General features: G+C 65.2%; 15 protein-coding genes, 1 tRNA gene and 1 riboswitch. Of the genes, 6 read left to right on the forward strand and 10 right to left on the reverse strand.

What is annotated here, in order from left to right; all coding sequences use genetic code 11:
- Positions 1 to 6: 6 nt before the first annotated feature.
- Positions 7 to 1,209 carry a C45 family autoproteolytic acyltransferase/hydolase gene (locus P12x_RS04640; protein WP_435009679.1) on the forward strand — a complete coding sequence of 401 codons (1,203 nt, stop codon included), beginning with the start codon at positions 7 to 9 and terminating at the stop codon, positions 1,207 to 1,209.
- Between the two features lie 7 nt (positions 1,210 to 1,216).
- On the opposite strand, the gene P12x_RS04645 is transcribed toward P12x_RS04640, so the two are convergent.
- A complete protein-coding gene (locus P12x_RS04645) occupies positions 1,217 to 2,512 on the reverse strand; it encodes a hypothetical protein (protein WP_435009680.1) in 1,296 nt (431 codons plus the stop codon).
- Between the two features lie 87 nt (positions 2,513 to 2,599).
- Here P12x_RS04645 and P12x_RS04650 point away from each other — a divergent pair, with 87 nt between their 5' ends.
- Positions 2,600 to 3,010, forward strand: a complete 411-nt coding sequence (locus P12x_RS04650; RefSeq protein ID WP_435009681.1) for a hypothetical protein — start codon at positions 2,600 to 2,602, stop codon at positions 3,008 to 3,010.
- A gap of 10 nt (positions 3,011 to 3,020) precedes the next feature.
- Here P12x_RS04650 and P12x_RS04655 read toward each other — a convergent pair whose 3' ends face one another.
- The 3 genes from P12x_RS04655 to P12x_RS04665 all read right to left on the reverse strand — a co-directional run bounded on the left by P12x_RS04655 (position 3,021) and on the right by P12x_RS04665 (position 6,530).
- Entirely contained in the window at positions 3,021 to 3,848 is an 828-nt protein-coding gene (locus P12x_RS04655; protein ID WP_435009683.1) for a hypothetical protein, read from the reverse strand.
- A 36-nt stretch (positions 3,849 to 3,884) separates the two neighbouring features.
- The gene (locus tag P12x_RS04660) at positions 3,885 to 5,252 is read right to left on the reverse strand and encodes a sulfatase-like hydrolase/transferase (RefSeq protein WP_435009684.1); all 1,368 of its coding nucleotides are present in this window, start codon (positions 5,250 to 5,252) and stop codon (positions 3,885 to 3,887) included.
- Positions 5,253 to 5,459: 207 nt separating this feature from the next.
- Positions 5,460 to 6,530 carry a GGDEF domain-containing response regulator gene (locus P12x_RS04665; RefSeq protein WP_435009685.1) on the reverse strand — a complete coding sequence of 357 codons (1,071 nt, stop codon included), beginning with the start codon at positions 6,528 to 6,530 and terminating at the stop codon, positions 5,460 to 5,462.
- A 271-nt stretch (positions 6,531 to 6,801) separates the two neighbouring features.
- Between P12x_RS04665 and acs the strand changes: the two genes are divergently transcribed.
- Entirely contained in the window at positions 6,802 to 8,766 is a 1,965-nt protein-coding gene (gene acs, locus P12x_RS04670; RefSeq protein ID WP_435009686.1) for an acetate--CoA ligase, read from the forward strand.
- A 67-nt stretch (positions 8,767 to 8,833) separates the two neighbouring features.
- Here the strand turns inward: acs and dps are convergent, their stop codons facing one another.
- The 3 genes from dps to P12x_RS04685 form a co-directional block, all read right to left on the reverse strand.
- Complete coding sequence (gene dps, locus P12x_RS04675) at positions 8,834 to 9,346, reverse strand: DNA starvation/stationary phase protection protein Dps (protein ID WP_435009687.1); 513 nt, start codon at positions 9,344 to 9,346, stop codon at positions 8,834 to 8,836.
- Positions 9,347 to 9,447: 101 nt separating this feature from the next.
- Positions 9,448 to 10,326 (reverse strand): CHAD domain-containing protein, encoded by an 879-nt coding sequence (locus tag P12x_RS04680; protein ID WP_435009688.1) that lies wholly within the window; start codon positions 10,324 to 10,326, stop codon positions 9,448 to 9,450.
- Between the two features lie 34 nt (positions 10,327 to 10,360).
- Positions 10,361 to 10,441: transfer RNA gene (locus tag P12x_RS04685), tRNA-Leu, on the reverse strand.
- 307 nt (positions 10,442 to 10,748) lie between these two features.
- Here P12x_RS04685 and P12x_RS04690 point away from each other — a divergent pair.
- Positions 10,749 to 11,615, forward strand: coding sequence for a DUF1559 domain-containing protein (locus tag P12x_RS04690; protein WP_435009689.1), 867 nt, complete (start codon positions 10,749 to 10,751; stop codon positions 11,613 to 11,615).
- Positions 11,616 to 11,636: 21 nt separating this feature from the next.
- Here the strand turns inward: P12x_RS04690 and P12x_RS04695 are convergent, their stop codons facing one another.
- The gene (locus tag P12x_RS04695) at positions 11,637 to 12,362 is read right to left on the reverse strand and encodes a hypothetical protein (protein ID WP_435009690.1); all 726 of its coding nucleotides are present in this window, start codon (positions 12,360 to 12,362) and stop codon (positions 11,637 to 11,639) included.
- 192 nt (positions 12,363 to 12,554) lie between these two features.
- Here P12x_RS04695 and P12x_RS04700 point away from each other — a divergent pair, with 192 nt between their 5' ends.
- Both P12x_RS04700 and ahcY read left to right on the forward strand, forming a co-directional pair.
- Positions 12,555 to 13,019, forward strand: coding sequence for a DUF1569 domain-containing protein (locus P12x_RS04700; protein ID WP_435009691.1), 465 nt, complete (start codon positions 12,555 to 12,557; stop codon positions 13,017 to 13,019).
- Positions 13,020 to 13,290: 271 nt separating this feature from the next.
- Positions 13,291 to 13,380, forward strand: a riboswitch (S-adenosyl-L-homocysteine riboswitch).
- A 19-nt stretch (positions 13,381 to 13,399) separates the two neighbouring features.
- Complete coding sequence (gene ahcY / locus P12x_RS04705; protein WP_435009692.1) at positions 13,400 to 14,821, forward strand: adenosylhomocysteinase; 1,422 nt, start codon at positions 13,400 to 13,402, stop codon at positions 14,819 to 14,821.
- 61 nt (positions 14,822 to 14,882) lie between these two features.
- Here ahcY and P12x_RS04710 read toward each other — a convergent pair whose 3' ends face one another.
- Both P12x_RS04710 and P12x_RS04715 read right to left on the reverse strand, forming a co-directional pair.
- Positions 14,883 to 15,344, reverse strand: a complete 462-nt coding sequence (locus P12x_RS04710) for a DUF1569 domain-containing protein (RefSeq protein WP_435009693.1) — start codon at positions 15,342 to 15,344, stop codon at positions 14,883 to 14,885.
- On the reverse strand, positions 15,341 to 16,987 hold the full coding sequence (locus P12x_RS04715; protein ID WP_435009694.1) for a hypothetical protein: 1,647 nt from the start codon (positions 16,985 to 16,987) through the stop codon (positions 15,341 to 15,343). The genes P12x_RS04710 and P12x_RS04715 overlap by 4 nt, the downstream gene beginning before the upstream one ends.
- Positions 16,988 to 17,046: the final 59 nt, after the last annotated feature.

Genomic DNA, 17,046 nt, shown 5'->3' on the forward strand with positions numbered 1-17,046 from the left:
GGGCCGATGCCGAGGATGCTCCCTCGTCGATTCTCGACGATTTTGACGATCGCCTGGCTCGCCTTATCGGCCACGGCCTGGGCGGAGACCCGGACGATTGCCCGGTCGGGCCGGGGATTCCTGGAGGAGGTGGATGGGACCAAGGTCCTCCATCTCAAGGGGACCCCTCGCGAGATGGGGATCCAGCATGGGACCCTGCTCAAGGACGACATCCGCGAGCAGGTCCGCTACCTCTTCGACGTGAAGGCGAAGGAGTTCAAGCCGGAGTTGCTCGGCCTGAAGGTCCCGGTCAACGCCAAGCGGCTGATCCTCTCGATCGCCGAACTCCAGCGCAAGCACGTCCCGGAGAAGTACCGCGAGGAGATGCGCGGGATCGCCGAGGCCTCGGGCGTGCCGTTCGAGGAGATCATCGCGGCCAACTTCATCCCCGAGATGTTCCACTGCTCGGGATTCGCCCTCTCCGGTTCGGCGACCAAGGACGGGACCCTCTACCACGGGAGGATCCTCGACTACGGCTGCGACTGGAAACTTCAGGACCACGCGGTCCTGGTGGTGGCCGAGCCCGAGGGGTCGATCCCTTTCGTGAACGTGACCTACGCCGGGTTCGTCGGGAGCGTCACCGGGATGAACGCCAGGAAGATCTCGATCGGCGAGATGGGCGGGAACGGCCTGGGACACTGGGACGGCGTGCCGATGGCCTTACTGGTCCGGATCGCGCTGGAGGAGGCCGACGACCTGGATGAGGCGGTCGCGATCTTCCGCAACAGGCCCCGGACCTGCCAGTACTTCTACGTGGTGGCCGACGGCAAGTCGGGGCGGGGGGTCGGCATGGAGGCGTCGTGGGATAAGTTCACCCTGGTCCAGATGGGGGAGTCCGAGCCCCGGCTGCCGCACGCCTTCAAGGACTCGGTCCTGCTCTCGATCGGCGACCGATACGAGGAGCTGGCCCGTCGGGTGAAGGCCGGTCACGGGACCTTCGACGCCGAGTCGGCGAGACACTTGATGGACCGGCCGGTCGCGATGAAGTCGAACCTGCACAGCGTCCTGTTCGAGACGACGACCACCCGGTTCTGGGTGGCCAATGCCTCGACCGATGGGCAACCGGCGGCAACTCAGCCTTATCACGCCTTCCAGCTCTCGGAACTCCTGACCCATCAGGCCGACCCATCGGCCCCGGACTGGCCGGGACCGGTAGGTAAGGCGGAGTGACCGGGAATCAGCGGGGGTTATCGTAAGGGCCGAAGCTGGGCGGAAAGCCGGGCATGCCGAGTGCCCGGTGGATCTGCTCGCAGGTCTGGGCGATCTCCTGGACTCGCTGGATGTTCGGCCCGGTCCGGCCCCGGGCGATCCGGTCGAAGTGCCGGGAGAGACGATGCGAGCTGGCGTCGACCGCCCGGAAGTCGTAGGCCAGGCGTGACGGGTCGCCTCCCCGGGCGGCCATTTCGCGGAACCGGTGGACGTCGTCGCGGAGTCGATTCATCTCCTCGAACATCTCTCGACCTTCGGGGACGACCCGGACCGTGGGCGCGAAGTTGGCCACCAGCTCGTCGACCTGACGATCCAGCTGGTCGGCCCACTGGCCGATCGGGGCCTGGTAGGGGTCGGCATAGGGCAGCCCTCGCTGGTCGAAGTTGAACTCGCCGACGCCGGGGTACTGCGGGTACTGCGGCTGCTTGTCGCCGGGGGCCAGTGCGTTGGTCAGGCCGAGCTTCGCCCGGAGGTGGTTGTGGACCGAGGTGTACGACTTCCAGGTCGACGCCATCCGGGGCGACATCGGCCTGGCATCGAGCGCGATCCCCAGTCCGTTCGACTTCTGGATGATCTGGTAGAACGCCTGCTGGGCGAAATCCCCCTGCTGGCCGATCGCCGGATTCCTCAGGCCATCGTAGAAGGCGTCGGCCATCCGCGCGACCACCGCGGCGTCGTTGGTCAGGGCCGGCCCCCTGGGCTCTCGGGCATACTCGACCTGGACCGTGGCGGCCAACGCCTCGGCACGCTGGGCCAGCGCGTAGGCGAGGCGGATCACCTCATCCGGCCCATTCGGCTGGGGGTTCTCGACCTGGAAATTCGGCGGGTATCCGTTCAGATGGAGAGCCCGATGCATCTGGTCGTCGACCTGGTCGAGTTTGGCGACCTCGTTGATCATGCCGGGGCTCACCGATCTCGGATCCCCGATCTGGCCGCGAAGTCGATGCCAGGCCGCGTCGATGTCCGAGTAGGACTGCCGGACCCGGTAGGGGTTGCCCGGCTCCCGGACGGACCCGTACCAATCGGCGGTCGCCCGCTCCAGTTCCCTGGCGTCCCTCGCCAGGTATCCGCCGTTGGGGACCTGATTCGCGTGGGCGGCGAGATCCTCGGCAAGGGCCCGGGTCGCCTCCGCCATCCTCCTGGAAAGCCGCTCCTGTTCATCCCCCGGCGCCGGGGGGTACAGTCCTTGAGCGGCGGAGGGGCGAGCCAGTGTCATCGCCAGGCCGCACCCGATCGCGAACGTCATCCAGCGGTTGCCCATCATTGCAAAGTTCCCTCGAAGGTGCCGCCCGATTGGCCGCAATGGCCGGATCAACGTGCAATTCGAGTGCCGCTCTCCGAATCGGTGGCCATGCCCGCCCGCCCCGCGTACAACGACGAGGTCCCGGACCGATCACGACCGAGGGTTGTCTCGATGGAATCTCCCGAACCGCGAACGACCGAGTTGAGCCGACGCCCCGTGACGGCCTGGGTGATGCTGGCCATCGCCCTGCCGGTGGGAGGCTGGCTGCTCTGGGAGATCCATCGGACGATCGGCCTGAGCAGCCCTCGGCTCTGGGAACTGCTCCGGACCGACCGCGTGTTCGACCTGGCGATGCTGGACTTCACCCTGACGGCGGGTTGGGCCGCGCTGGTCTTGATCGAGCGATCGAGTCCCAGGGATTGGCGGTTCTGGGTCTCGATCCCGATCTTCATGGTGATCCCGACGCTGGGGATCATCGTCTTCATCTTGCTCGACCGATCCCGCCCCGGTCGAGCCTGACCGAAGGGATTTAACCCTTCTTCCGGGTGAGGACGAAGACGTTCGGTTCCCCCTCGTTGCCGGGCTTCAGCTCGGTCGGTCGGTCGTTGCCCGGCCCTCCGGTCTGGATCTTGACCTTATCGTCCCCATCGAAGGCGTAGATCCCGAGCTGGTCCTGCGCCTCCTCTCCGTTGGAGCGCTTGAAGTGCACAAAGTCGACGGTCCTGGGGTTGGCCTTCTCGTCCAGCTTCATCTCGCCGGTGAACTCGACCTCGGTCCCGTCGCCCCGCTCCCACCGGGCCTTGATGGTATTGTCCTTGATGGTCAGGGTGATCGAGACTTCCTCGTCCTCCCCGCCCTTGCCGGTCCAGGTCCCCTGGAACTTGCCGAGGTCTCCGGCGATCGGGGCGGGCTTTTCCGGGACGCGGGCCCAGGTGGTCAGCATGGGCGGGCCTCCCTCTCCGGCCTCGAACTTCGAGGGTCGATCGTTGCCCGGACCGCCGCTGCAGGTAGTCCAGACTCCGTTTTCGAGCTTGTAGAGCCCCAGATTGGGCGGGATCGTATCCCCCTGGGGGGTGGCGAAATCGAGCCAGTCGATCGTCTTCGGGCTGGCCTGATCGTCCAGCTTGAGTCGTCCCTTGAGCTTGATTTCCTCGCCATCGGGGCGGGTCACGGAGATCTCCACCGCCGAGTCCTTGACGAGCAGGATGATCGGGATGTCCTTGTCCGGTCCGACCTTGGCCGACCAGGAGCCTTGAAGCTCGGCCAGGTCTCCCTTGGGTTCGTCGGCGGAGGCTCGGATCTGTGTGAGGCCCAGCCCCACGGCGGCGATCAGGGCCAGTCGTGTCGTCATTCTCATCGCGTTGATTCCTGGGGGGCAAGTTCGATCGATCGATCAATCAATGGGTCTGGGTGAGGGGCTGACCGCCCCATCCCGGATCTCGGTCTTGAGCCATTCCTTGAGTTCGGACCGGAGCTGACCGGCGAGCTCGGCCTGCTGCGCGATGGCGTTCCGGAGCTCGCCGGGGTCGGCCTCGACGTCGTACATCTCGGGCGAGCCGCCGTCGACGATCATCAGCTTGAACCGGCCCCGCATCGCGGCGAGCTGGAAACTCCCCTCGCTCCTCCATTCCCAGAAGAGGGTCCGCTCGGGGGCCGGGCCCCGGCCGAGGAGGGTCGGCAGGACATCGATCCCGTCGACGTGCCACGAGGGATCGGGCACGGTCCCGGCGGCGGCCAGGAGGGTGGGGAAGAGGTCGGTCATCTGGATGATCTCGTCGGAGACCTTGCCGGCCGGGACATGGCCCGACCACCGGACGACGCCCGGGACACGGATGCCCCCTTCCCAGAGGGTCCGCTTCTGCCCTCGGAACGGGTGATTGCTATCCAGGGCGTAGCTGGTCCCTTGATTGCCGCTCTCGAAGGTCGCGCCGTGATCGCTGGTGAAGATGACGATGGTCCGCTCGTCCAGCTTCAGTTCTCCCAGGGTGTCGAGGACTCGACCGATGTTCCGGTCGAGCCGGGTGACCATCGCCGCGTAGGTCGCGTTGAGCGGCTGGGCCGGGTCGTCCTCGGGGAATTTCCCCTTGTGTCGCTCGATCTCCTCGGGAGGGGCCTGGATATAGAAGTGGGTGGCGATGTAGGGCAGATACAGGAAGAAGGTCGAATCCTTCTTGCGACGGAGGTAATCGACGGCGCGGTCGGTGAACAGGTCATTGGCGTAGCCGGAGGCGGGCTTGAGCTCGCGACCTTCGTAAAGTTCCTCGGGATACTGTTCCCAGGCGTGCTTGGCGTCGGTGAAGCCGTAGAACTCGTCGAACCCCTGATCCATCGGATGATGGGGATTAACCCCCTTGGAGGGGGCCCCCCGGTGCCACTTGCCGAAGAGCGCCGTCTCGTAGCCTTGAGGCTTGAGCGCCTCGGCCAGGGTCACCTCGCCGGCGGGGAGGTCGTCGTTGTTTCGAGAGACCCCGCAGTGGATGGTCGACTTGCCGGTCAGCAATGCCGCCCGGCTGGGGGCGCAGGTGACCGCCGCGGTGTAGAACCGCCGGAAGACGGTCCCCTGGGCCGCGAGCCGATCCAGGTTCGGGGTCGCCCATTCCTTGCGGCCGTTGAATCCGACATCGCCCCAGCCCAGGTCATCGGCATAAATCAGGATGATATTGGGCGGCTTCGAGGGCTCGGGCGACGTGGCGATCGCCGGGGTGCACAGGGCGAAGCTCAGGACCAGGCCCATCGCCCAGCGTCGTCGGACATCCCTCATCGATCGATCCTCCCGCGACGTGGCACGGGCGAGACGTGGCCGGGAGCCGCGGAGCATCCTGGACGCAGCCCACCCTTTTGATGGAACCTTCTGGTTTCCCCGAAAGGGTATCCGGGACGACCCGGGCTTTCAACTTCGGTTCACGGATCGGCGTCGCGGCCGGGGGTGGCCGGGGCGATCGGTCCGGCCCCGAGGTCGTCGGAGGGGTCATGCGAGGCTGGAGGAGATCCGGACGTCGCCGACGTCTTGCTGGTCCGGGAGGGCTTCGATTTTCGGGAGGAACTGGAAGTTGGGGAGATCCCGAGAGTGGGTGACCCGATCCCGGCCGTTCGTCTTGGAGTGGTAGAGCGAGCGGTCGGCCATCTCGATGAGATCGGAGGCCCGGATCACCCTCCGCTCCATGGTGGTGACCCCCAGGCTGATGGTGAGGGGGCGGAGTCCCCACGGGTGCCTCTGGATCGCCAGCCGGAGCCGTTCGGCCATCAGGAGGCTGGCCTCCTCGTCGGCTCCGGGCAAGAGCACGGCGAACTCTTCGCCCCCGTAGCGGGCCAGCACGTCCATCTCGCGGACGTTCGATCGGAGGACCTCGGCGACCTCGATCAGCGCCTGATCCCCGGCGGGGTGGCCGAAAGAGTCGTTGAAGGGTTTGAACTCGTCAACATCGATCATCAGGACCGAGAAGGGTATGCTCATCCGATAGGAACCGGCGAACTGTCGATCGATGGCCTCGCGGAAGAACCGGTGATTTTTCAGCCCGGTCAATCCATCGCTCGTCGCAATTTCGGCCAGATGTCGGTTCTTGCTTTCGAGTTCCATCTTCATCCGCTCTAGCTCGATCGACCGGCTCCGGAGCAGATCCTCCATGGTGACGATCCGGCGAGCGACGTTGATCCTCGCGACCAGTTCGGCGCGATCGAGCGGCTTGGCCAGCAGGTCATCGGCCCCCGCATGGAGGGCCTGGAGCCGCTCCTCACGCGAGTGTCGGGCCGTCAGGAGAATGGCATAAGTGTAAGGAGCGTCTGGGCCTCGTCCCCGGAGCCTCTGGCAGAGTTCCAGACCGTCCAGGCCCGGCATCATCCAATCGGTGATCAAAATGGGTGATTCGAATTTCTGAAGATAGTCCCAGGTCGAAGAACCTTCGGAGAGCGCCACAACGTTATAGCCGAGGTTCTCCAGCGTCTTCTTCAGGACGATCCGCGAGACATCGTCATCTTCGGCGATCACGATCTTCATCGTCTGGCGGTTCCCCTCGTTCACCGGTTCGGGGACGACCGGCACGCGTCATCGTGCGTAACCTGGGGCCGGCGAACAGCCCGGCTGGTCACTACTCGATGAAATTCAGACCAATCTCGTCTTCGGCACCTCGAACGAAGGTATCCTAGGTCGCAAATCGACCGGAGGTGCTCGATCGAGAGATCGGGCGAGGCTTCCGTCCCGGACCCTCGGGGGGCTTGACGATTCAATTTCGCCGGATCAGCGGCTAAGATCATCTCTCGGAAGGTCCATCCCCTCTCCTTATCGATGGCAATTAGACGCGGAGCCCGCGACCATGACGGCTGAATCCGGTGGCGGATCGATTCACAGTTTCTTGACCGAGAGCCGAGTCTTCCCGCCTCCGGCTGAATTCGCCGCCCGGGCGAACATCAAGAGCCTCGCCGAATATCAGGCGCTCTGGGATCGGGCTCGAGATGATCCTGCGGGATTCTGGGGCGAGATGGCCGGCATGCTCAGCTGGGCGAAGAGCTGGGATACGGTCCTCGACTGGAAGCCGCCCCATGCCCAGTGGTTCGTCGGCGGAAAGTTGAATGCTTCCTATAACTGCGTCGACCGCCATTGCGAGGGGCCGAACCGCAACAAGGCCGCCCTGATCTTCGAGGGAGAGCCGGGCGATCGCCGGGTCCTCCGCTATCAGGACCTCCAGCGCGAGGTGGCCGTCTTCGCCAACGCACTGAAGGCCCTGGGCGTCCAGCCCGGCGAGGCGGTAGCGATCTACATGCCGATGATCCCCGAGGCGGTCATCGCGATGCTGGCCTGCGCCCGGATCGGGGCGGTCCACACGGTGGTCTTCGGCGGCTTCAGCGCCGAGGCCCTGGCCGGTCGGATCCAGGACTGTTCGGCCAAGATCCTCGTCACTGCCGACGGCGGGTTCCGACGGGGCAAGGTCGTCCCTCTCAAGGAGAACGCCGACGGGGCCGTGGATCACTGCCCGACGATCAAGAACGTCGTCGTCTACAAGCGGACCGGGCACGAGGTCGCCATGACCGAAGGGCGGGACCTCTGGTGGCACGACGCCATCAAGGACGTCCCCGCCGAATGCCCCCCGGAGCCGTTCGATAGCGAGCATCCTCTCTATATTCTCTACACCTCCGGCTCGACCGGCAAACCCAAGGGGATCCTGCATACCACCGGCGGTTACCTCCTGGGCGCGGCCCTGACGACCAAGTGGGTCTTCGACCTCAAGGACGACGACACCTATTTCTGCACCGCCGACGTCGGCTGGGTCACCGGCCACACCTACCTGACTTACGGGCCGCTCGCCAACGGGGCGACCGTGGTGATGTACGAGGGGGCACCCAACTGGCCCGACGAGGGGCGATTCTGGAAGATCATCCAGGATTACAGGGTCTCGATCCTCTACACCGCCCCCACCGCGATCCGGGCGTTCATGAAGTGGGGCGTGCAGTTCCCCAAGAAATATGACCTGACCAGCCTCCGACTCCTGGGGAGCGTCGGCGAGCCGATCAACCCCGAGGCCTGGATGTGGTACCACGAGGTGATCGGCGGCGGCCGGTGCCCGATCGTCGACACCTGGTGGCAGACCGAGACCGGCTCGATCATGATCTCGCCGCTGCCCGGGGCCACGCCCACCACCCCCGGCTCGGCCACGCGTCCCCTGCCCGGGATCGTCCCCGAGATCGTCACCAAGGACGGGACCCCCGTCCCGGCCGGTCACGGCGGATTCCTCGTCATCAAGCAGCCCTGGCCGTCGATGCTCCGGACGCTCCACAACGACGACGAGCGTTACCAGGCCACCTACTGGTCCGAGGTCCCCGGGGCCTATTTCACCGGGGACGGGGCCCGTCGCGACGTCGACGGGAATTTCTGGATCATGGGCCGGGTCGACGACGTCCTGAACGTCTCGGGCCACCGGCTCTCGACCATGGAAGTCGAGAGTGCCCTGGTCAGCCACCCCAAGGTGGCCGAGGCGGCCGTGGTCGGCAAGCCCGACGATTTGAGGGGGCAGGCCATCTCGGCATTCGTCACCCTCGAAGGCGGCCAGACTCCCAGCGACGCCTTGAAGAAGGAGTTGCAGGCCCACGTCGTCAAGGAGATCGGGGCCCTGGCCCGACCCGACGACATCCGATTCACCGACGCCCTGCCCAAGACCCGGAGCGGCAAGATCATGCGCCGGCTCCTCCGCGACATCGCCGCCGGTCGCGAGAGCGCCGGGGATACCTCGACCCTGGAAGACCTGGCCGTCCTGGCCAAGCTCCGCGAGGATGACGAGGTCTGATCGGTTCGCATCAACGCCATGGGATGGGCCTCGAATTTCGGGGCCCATCCCTTCCGATGCAACCGACTTATTCCTCGGGCTGGAGGTGGGCTTCGAGGAACCAGAGCTGCTTATCGGCGACCCGCGAGATCTCGGTATAGAGGTCCGAGGTCGTCGGATCGCCGATCTCGTCCGAGTCGTCGATCGCGGCCCGGATCGATCCGGCATACTGCCCGAAGCGCTCGACCAGCGCCTTCAGGTGATCGCGTCCCTCGATCGCGTCGGTCGGATATTCGGGCAGGCTGGAACTCGCGGCGGCCATCCTCGATGTGCCCGTGGCATAACCGCCCAGGCTGGTCACCCTCTCGGCCAGGAGGTCGACGTACGGCTCGATTTCCCCGGCCGCGGCGTCGAAGAGGAGGTGAAGTTGATAGAAATCCTTCCCCTTGACGTTCCAGTGGGCCTGCTTGGTCTGCGAATAAAGGTCGAAGGTGTCGGCCAGATGCTGGTTGAGCATCTCGATCAGTGCGATTCGTTTCTCGGCCGAGAGGTCGATATGGGTCGGGAACTGCCGGGTCTTGGGGGCGTGCTTGGTTGCCATCGGCGGCAGATCTCCTGGGAATGGTCGGTGGACGGTCCCGCCAGACACCCGTCGGTTGATGATTCGGTAAATCATAGAACCCCGGGCAATTCCCGGGCCGATCAATCCGAGGACGCGACGGCGGTCGAACTCATCAACCGGGAGAGCTGCCGGGCGAAGATCGCGGGTTTTTCGGCGAAGATCTCGACCGCCCGACCGAGCGTGAATGATCGGAGTTGCTCGCGTCGGGCCTCGATCGTCGACCGGATCGGCCCGAGGACCGAGTACGGGAGGGTCGCTTCCAGGATGTCCAGGTCGTGCAGATCGCCCAGAGCCTCGCCGAGCTGGCGGAGCCGGGCGTCGAGATCGCCCGTCTCCGTGATCGCCCGGACCTGATAGCCGAGATCCTTGACCCGCTTCCGCCACTCGTGGAAAGCTTCCGGGGATCGCGCTTCGGAGGCGATCTCGGCGGCGGCTCGGGCTCGCTTGTAGGATCGTTTCAGGCCCGCGAGCGGTCCCGAATCACCACCCCGGAGGTCCCACCGGCCGATCCTTCGCCGGGCTTTCCGGAGGGCCGAGATCGCCGTCGGGAGCACTTCCTGCTCATCCAGCGAATCCCGGACGACCCGGTCTCGGCGCTTGGAGAGAAAGTCTCGGGCCGGGTCGAAGGAGACCGTCGAGTCGATCCCGTCGAGGTCGGCCCCCAACTTGTCGATGGCCCCGATCAGTGCCGAGGCATCCCGAGCGACCGAAAGAGGTTGCGCCGCATCCCGGAGTTGCCGGATCGCCTTCGCGGCCCGTCGTGGGCCGATCGGGTCGCGAGCCAGTCGGAGGAGGGCGCGAGCCTTCTTGATCTGCTTGCGAGCCTCGTGAATCGACGTCTCACGCGAGATCAAGGACGAAGCGGCCTCGAGTTGCTCGATCGCCTCGCCAATTTGTTCGCGGGCGATCCGGGCCGTTCCCCGGGCCAGGCCCTCGCCCATTCGGAATTGTAGTGACACCGGATGGACCTCCTGGAAGAACGGATCCGGCGGATGCGAGAGGAGGGACTTGAACCCTCACGCCCTGCGGCACAGGAACCTAAATCCTGCGTGTCTGCCATTCCACCACTCTCGCTTCGATGTTCCCGAGATCGAGGATCGCATCCGGTCGATCCGCGATACCAACCCCGGTCCCCCCAACCCTGGAGTCGGGAGCCTCGGAAGAATCGAGCCTCATTTTAGCGATCTCATCGGTCGAGGTCCATCGTCCCGGATTGCATCACGCCTAGGAACAATCGTGCAAGCCATCGGACTGGGGCATTGCGATCCTCCGAAGGGCCTGATATTACGAAATCTCAAAAGATCATACAGGTCGTTTGGGCGGTTCGATCGAGTCGCCCAACTCAGACCGGCTTTCTCGTCGGAGAGCCGAAGGAGTTCGCATGAGACGTCGCGGGTTCACGCTGATCGAGCTTCTGGTGGTCGTCGCCATCATCGGCGTATTGATCGCGTTGTTATTGCCGGCGGTCCAGGCGGCTCGGGAAGCGGCCCGTCGGGCGAGCTGCATCAATAATCTCAAGCAGATCGGTCTCGCCCTGCACGGCTACCACGAGACTCACGACCGATTGCCGATCGGTTACACGTTCACCCCGGGTTATGTTCGGGGGGGGTTCGGGTGGGGTTCGATGATCCTGCCGGGCGTCGAGCAGAAGCCTCTCTTCGACGCGACCAACTTCAGCCTGCCACTCTGGAATGGGGCGAATTCCACCACGGCCACGACCGCCATCAGCTTCTACCTTTGCCCGTCGGACGAGACCTCGCCGGGGCGTTTCCTGGAGCGCGACGGTTTCCGATATGCCAAGACCAGCTATGTGGCATCGTTCGGGCCGGGAAACATGGATGCCAATCCCGACGACCGCCGAGGCCTGTTCAGCCGGAACGTCGGGAGCCGGTTCGCCGACATCACCGACGGGCTCTCGCAGACCCTCGCCGCGAGCGAGCGGCACAACGGGACGTTCGCCGTCGAGATCGGGTCGCACGACCATTACGATGCCGAGACGGTCTGGGTCGGCGCGGTCAAGGAAGAGCCCGACGACGACCATGCCCACACCACGCTCTTCCAGACCAGCCATACCCCATCGAGCGGCCAGATGAACGACCAGGATGCCGCCAGTCGACATCCTGGAGGTACCAACTTCCTGTTCGGGGACGGCTCGGTGAAGTTCCTCAAGGGCACGATCAACCTGACGGTCTACCAGGCGCTCTCCACCCGCGCCGGCGGAGAAGCCCTCAGTGCAGATGCGTATTGACCGCAAGAACGGGATGAAGCTTCAGCGGAACCCCCCGGGAGAACCCATGCCCGGCATGGATTGAAGCTCATTCACCTTGTTCTGCTCGGCCTGGAATCGTTCGCGAAAATCGAGATACTTCGCCTTGGTTTCCTCGAACTTCTTGCGGGCTTCCTCCGCCTGGGGCCGGAGCGACTCATCCCGGCTGGCCGCGACTTCGGCCTCGGCCAGGGCGGTCAGGGCTTCATCCAGCGATCCCTGATAGAGCGAGATCTGGGCCTGGAGCAACTGAACCTCGACCCGGGCGTTCTCCAGTTCCCGGATAGCATCCGGATGCTCCTGAGGAGGAGCCGGAGTCGCCACCGGGCTGGGAGCTTTGTCCACTTCTGTCAGAGACTCCTCCTGGCGAAGCTTCTTCAACCTGGCGGCCCGCTCGACGATCGCGGCTCGCTTGGAACCGATAAAGTCCCTGAGCCGCAGGGACCCTTCCTCCATCCGCCGTTTCATCTCCTCGGGCAACCGCCGTTGGATCTCCTCGGGCAGTCGGCGTTGGATCTCCTCGGCCATACCGCCCCAGGGCATCAACGGCTGGAGCCCCTGCCTGCCTTCCAGCATCAAGGCCTCGCGGAACAACGCCTTGTCGACATCCTGCTCGATTTCCAGGAGTTCGATCTCGACGCTCGGCTTCGGGGCCGGTGCCCCTTGCTGGCCACGCGCCGGGACCATGCCGAGGGCCAACACCAGCGCGAATCCGGTCAGGTATCTCATGACTCCAGGCCTCCAATTCGTTTTGGGGAAATCGCTCCAGGGTATCAGTTCGCCAAAGCCAGGGCTCGGAAAAATGTCCGAGGCTCGGTTCGCGGGCGTTCGCGCCGATTTCATTGAGCCTCGCCAACCGGACAGGGAACTGACTACCATAAACGGATCGAGGAATCGGACCCGGCCGGAGGAGTGGGCAGGATGGCGGGACAACGCGACCTGAGCTTCGAGCGGATCGACCAGATCATGCCCGAGGTCGACCGACTCCTGGTCGGCCACACGACCACCGGCTCGTGGACCCTGGGCCAGATTCTCTATCATCTGGCCACCTCGGTCCGATTATCGGCCCTGGGGAACAGGACTTCGGCCCTGGACCCCGACCCGGAATCCCGGGCCAATCGAGCCTCCGCCGTCGCCCGGAAACGGTTCTTCAAGGCGGGACGGTTCCCCGAGGGATATGAAGCGCCGATCTCGATCCTGATCCCGCCGACCGACGCGGATGATCAAGCCGAGGCCGGTTCGCTCCGGTCGGCCCTCCGCCGTTTCGAGGAGCGCGAAGGGGAGTTCCCCGCCCACCCGATGCTCGGGCCGCTCACCAAGGAGGAATGGGAGGCGTTCCACCGGATCCACGCCGGCCATCATCTCGGGTTCGTCCGCCCTCGATGATTGTTCGAGCCCCTTCGGCGGTGCCATGCTCTCGAGATCCGGAGATCCGTCCTCTGGCCGGTCTGCATAGAATAGAGCCGGATCGAGACGCTGTGGACTTTGATTTTCCGGAAGGATGACTTATCTAACGCGGTCGATGTCGCTTCGGGCGATCCGCCGGAGTCGCTCGTCCTTAGCCTTGTCCCGGATCGGCTCGATTTGGTATGAAAGTACGGGTTGGGACGATCGTTCCTCCACGGAGGCTTGCCTAAGGTCATCAAGCCGACACCAACTCATTGAGGGGCGCTGCGACGGTACGCATCGGCGTTCCTGCCAGGCTCGATGAGTGGATTTTATTACCGTTCAACGGCGCCCGTTCATCGTTTCAGGAGACTTTGAACGTGAGTGCTGTTGCTGAAAAGCCTGTTGCTGTTAAGGATTACCGCGTTGCCGACATCTCGCTGGCCCCCTGGGGCCGCCGCGAGATCGCCATCGCCGAGACCGAGATGCCCGGCCTGATGGCCATTCGCGAGGAATATGCCTCGCGACAGCCCCTCAAGGGCGCCCGGATCACCGGCTCGCTCCACATGACGATCCAGACGGCCGTCCTGATCGAGACGCTCAAAGACCTCGGCGCTGAGATCCGCTGGGCCTCGTGCAATATCTTCTCGACCCAGGATCACGCCGCCGCCGCCATCGCCGACGCCGGCATCCCGGTCTTCGCCATCAAGGGCGAGTCGCTGACGGATTACTGGGAATACACCCATCAGATCTTCGAGTGGGCCGACGGCGAGTACTCGAACATGATCCTGGACGACGGCGGGGATGCCACCCTGCTGCTCCACCTGGGAGCCCGCGCCGAGGCCGACATCTCGGTCCTCGACAAGCCCTCCAGCGAGGAGGAGCGCATCCTCTTCGCCGCCATCAAGAGCCGCGTCGAATCTCAGCCCGGCTGGTACTCCGAGAGGCTCGCCGCCGTCAAGGGCGTCACCGAGGAGACCACCACCGGCGTCCACCGCCTCTACCAGATGCACAAGCGGGGCGAACTGAAGTTCCCCGCCATCAACGTCAACGACTCGGTCACCAAGTCCAAGTTCGACAACCTCTACGGCTGTCGCGAGTCGCTGGTGGACGGCATCAAGCGTGCCACCGACGTGATGATCGCCGGCAAGGTCGCCGTCGTCGTCGGCTACGGCGACGTGGGCAAGGGTTCGGCCCAGGCCCTGCGGGCCCTCTCGGCCCAGGTCTGGGTCACCGAAATCGACCCGATCTGCGCCTTGCAGGCGGCGATGGAAGGTTACCGCGTGGTCACCATGGAGTACGCGGCCGACAAGGCCGACATCTTCGTGACCACCACCGGCAACTTCAAGGTCATCACGCATGACCATATGGCCAAGATGAAGAATCAGGCCATCGTCTGCAACATCGGCCACTTCGACAACGAGATCGACGTGGAGTCGCTCGAGAAGTACACCTGGGAGGAGATCAAGCCGCAGGTCGATCACGTGATCTTCCCCGACGGCAAGCGGATCATCCTGCTCGCCAAGGGCCGGCTGGTCAATCTCGGCTGCGGGACCGGCCACCCCTCGTACGTGATGAGCTCCTCCTTCGCGAACCAGACCCTCGCCCAGATCGAACTCTGGCAGAACAACGACACCTACCCCGTCGGCGTCTACGTCCTGCCCAAGAAGCTGGACGAGCACGTCGCCCGCCTGCAGCTCAAGAAGCTGAACGTCCAGTTGACCGAACTGACGCCGGAACAGGCCGCCTACATCAACGTGCCGAAGGAAGGGCCTTACAAGTCCGACCACTATCGCTATTGATCGGCTCTCTCGGGTGGCAGGGGACAAAACTCCTCTGCCACTCGGGCGTTAGTCGACGAGCTCAGGCCGCCTCGTCGGGCACCACGAAGCCGAGATGATGGGCGCAGTGGATGCATTCGAGACGATCCCAGGTGGCTCGCGGGATCTGACCGGCCAGCGGGTGATCCGCCATCGGCCCGGTGTGCATGGAATAGAGCCGGATCGCGGCGCGTAGGGCTTCGGCCTCCGCCCGCGCATCCAGGCCCGGCTTCGGCTCGTACTTCCTGGGGATCTTCACGCCGTTGGGGAACCGCCCCTTCTTGAGGATCCAGCCCACGATCAAGGGCCCGACCGTCTTCCGGAGGATCCAGGGAAGCTTGACCGGCGGGCCGTCCACTCCCATCACGATCACGCCGGCCAGGTGATTGCAGATCTGGCCGAGCGACCATTGCCCGAGCGTCCGGTGTCCTTTCAGGAGCCGGTCGACCTCGGGCATCACCTCGTCCAGCCTGGAGAACGTCAGGGTCCTTCGTCCTTCGATCATGGGAGGCCTCGCGTCAGGACCGCCGGAGGCCGGCGAGCCCAGACTCGGACCGGTCCTTCGTGGAAGGTCGGTTGATATTCACGCTCATTGATCGCGTCGAGCTCCGGGGCGGGCGCGGTCGCCCATTCCAGGATCACGTCGATCGACGGGCCGTGGTCGTTCAGGATCCGCTCCCAGGTCCGGGCCCGTTCCTCGGCTTCACTCGGGCCGTCGAGCAACGCGACGCGTTCGAAGTCCGGGGCAGGGGGATGATCGATTCCAGCGCGGACCTTCACCGGGAAGTAATAGTGGGCGGTTTCGTAATTGTTCCAGATGATCCGGTCCGGTTCCACGCCGAGGAGGCAGTCGGCGTGGAGCATCGGGTTCGAGCGGAACCGCCCCTTGATCCCGACCAAGAGCGTCCCGACCCGTTGCCCAGGACCGATCGCCGGGCCGGCCTTGAGGAAGGCGCCGACCCGGTCCCGACAGCCCAACGCATAATCCCAGACGAACGCCGATTGCACGACCAAGGCGAAGCCCAGGCAGGCAGAGGCCACCCAGCCTGTCTTCCGGCTCCCCCCCAGGTCGAGCCAGGGGACGAGCGTCACCAGGCCCAGGAGAGCCACGCGTTGCGGGAGATAATGGCCGTGCTTGACACCCAGCGTGTCCGGTCCGAGCAATCCTCCGAGGAGCAGGAGTACCGCCAGGACCAGCCACCCCCGACGCTCGGCCGACCTCCCTCGCCAGGTCGCCGCCGCAGCGATGGCGACGGCCAGGGCGGTCCAGAGCGCGGGTGAGACCAACCCGTTCCCGACCCAGGAAGTCATGCCGAACGGTCGGAACGTCTTGGCGGCCAGCGAGATCGGATCGACCCATCCGACCTGGGCCGCCCAGGATCGGAGCGACCAGGGGTTGGCCAGTTGATCCCAGGTGGGTTCCATGGCTCCCGCCGATCGGGTCATCGCCCGGTAGGCCAGCCCGAGCGGGACCAGGGGGATCAGGCAGGCCGCGGTCCAGCCCGTTCGACGGACCCGGTCCGGTCCGGGCGTCAAGATCGAGAGGACCGCCAGGCCGACCACCGTCAGGCCCAGGCCGATCGGGTGGCAGAAGTAGCCCAGGACCAGCAGGCTCGACAGGCTCACGGTCCGCCCCAGGCCGGGCCGGTCGCGACCACCCCACCAGAGGGCCAGCGTCACCGGCATCAACGCGGCGCCCAGCAGGAAACTGGTGAAGCCGAGGAGCCAGGTGACATTCAACCCCAGCAGGACCGCCAGGATCGAAGCCGGGGCCAGGCCCTTCGTCCCCGCGACCACCCACCGGAGCCAGGTCACGCCGGAGGCCAGCACGACCAGGGTGATCGCCGCCATCGCCCGGCCGGCCCGATCGGGCCCGAGGGTCGCCACCAGGGCCATCGTCGAGAGGTGGCCCGACCAGTTCGGGAGCGGTTGCCAGTTTACCTGGAACGTCTCCTTCAGAGGCGAATCCGAGCCGAGCGAGGCGTTCAGGATCCGGGCGTTATAAGCGTGGGCCGGGCCGTCCTGGGTGACGAACTCGGGAATCCAGGCGATCGCCGCCAGGGCGGGCGCAAGGGCCAGGATCAGCGTGATCAGGCCAGGGGCAAGGGCCGTTCCGGGTGGGACCCGGTTCGAGGTCGTGGCTTCCAAGCTCGATGATCCGTCCCTGAGGGCCGACTCAACCCTCCCGGAAACCGGTGTTTCCGGGA

The organism is Tundrisphaera lichenicola (assembly GCF_051175385.1).
Lineage (GTDB): Bacteria > Planctomycetota > Planctomycetia > Isosphaerales > Isosphaeraceae > Tundrisphaera > Tundrisphaera lichenicola.

Bases quoted from the DNA above. Each gene is read 5' to 3' on its own strand.
- P12x_RS04640 (WP_435009679.1), top strand. From the start codon at position 7: ATGCCGAGGATGCTCCCTCGTCGATTCTCGACGATTTTGACGATCGCC.
- P12x_RS04645 (WP_435009680.1), bottom strand. From the start codon at position 2,512: ATGATGGGCAACCGCTGGATGACGTTCGCGATCGGGTGCGGCCTGGCG.
- P12x_RS04650 (WP_435009681.1), top strand. From the start codon at position 2,600: ATGCCCGCCCGCCCCGCGTACAACGACGAGGTCCCGGACCGATCACGA.
- P12x_RS04655 (WP_435009683.1), bottom strand. From the start codon at position 3,848: ATGAGAATGACGACACGACTGGCCCTGATCGCCGCCGTGGGGCTGGGC.
- P12x_RS04660 (WP_435009684.1), bottom strand. From the start codon at position 5,252: ATGAGGGATGTCCGACGACGCTGGGCGATGGGCCTGGTCCTGAGCTTC.
- acs (WP_435009686.1), top strand. From the start codon at position 6,802: ATGACGGCTGAATCCGGTGGCGGATCGATTCACAGTTTCTTGACCGAG.
- dps (WP_435009687.1), bottom strand. From the start codon at position 9,346: ATGGCAACCAAGCACGCCCCCAAGACCCGGCAGTTCCCGACCCATATC.
- P12x_RS04690 (WP_435009689.1), top strand. From the start codon at position 10,749: ATGAGACGTCGCGGGTTCACGCTGATCGAGCTTCTGGTGGTCGTCGCC.
- P12x_RS04695 (WP_435009690.1), bottom strand. From the start codon at position 12,362: ATGAGATACCTGACCGGATTCGCGCTGGTGTTGGCCCTCGGCATGGTC.
- P12x_RS04700 (WP_435009691.1), top strand. From the start codon at position 12,555: ATGGCGGGACAACGCGACCTGAGCTTCGAGCGGATCGACCAGATCATG.
- P12x_RS04710 (WP_435009693.1), bottom strand. From the start codon at position 15,344: ATGATCGAAGGACGAAGGACCCTGACGTTCTCCAGGCTGGACGAGGTG.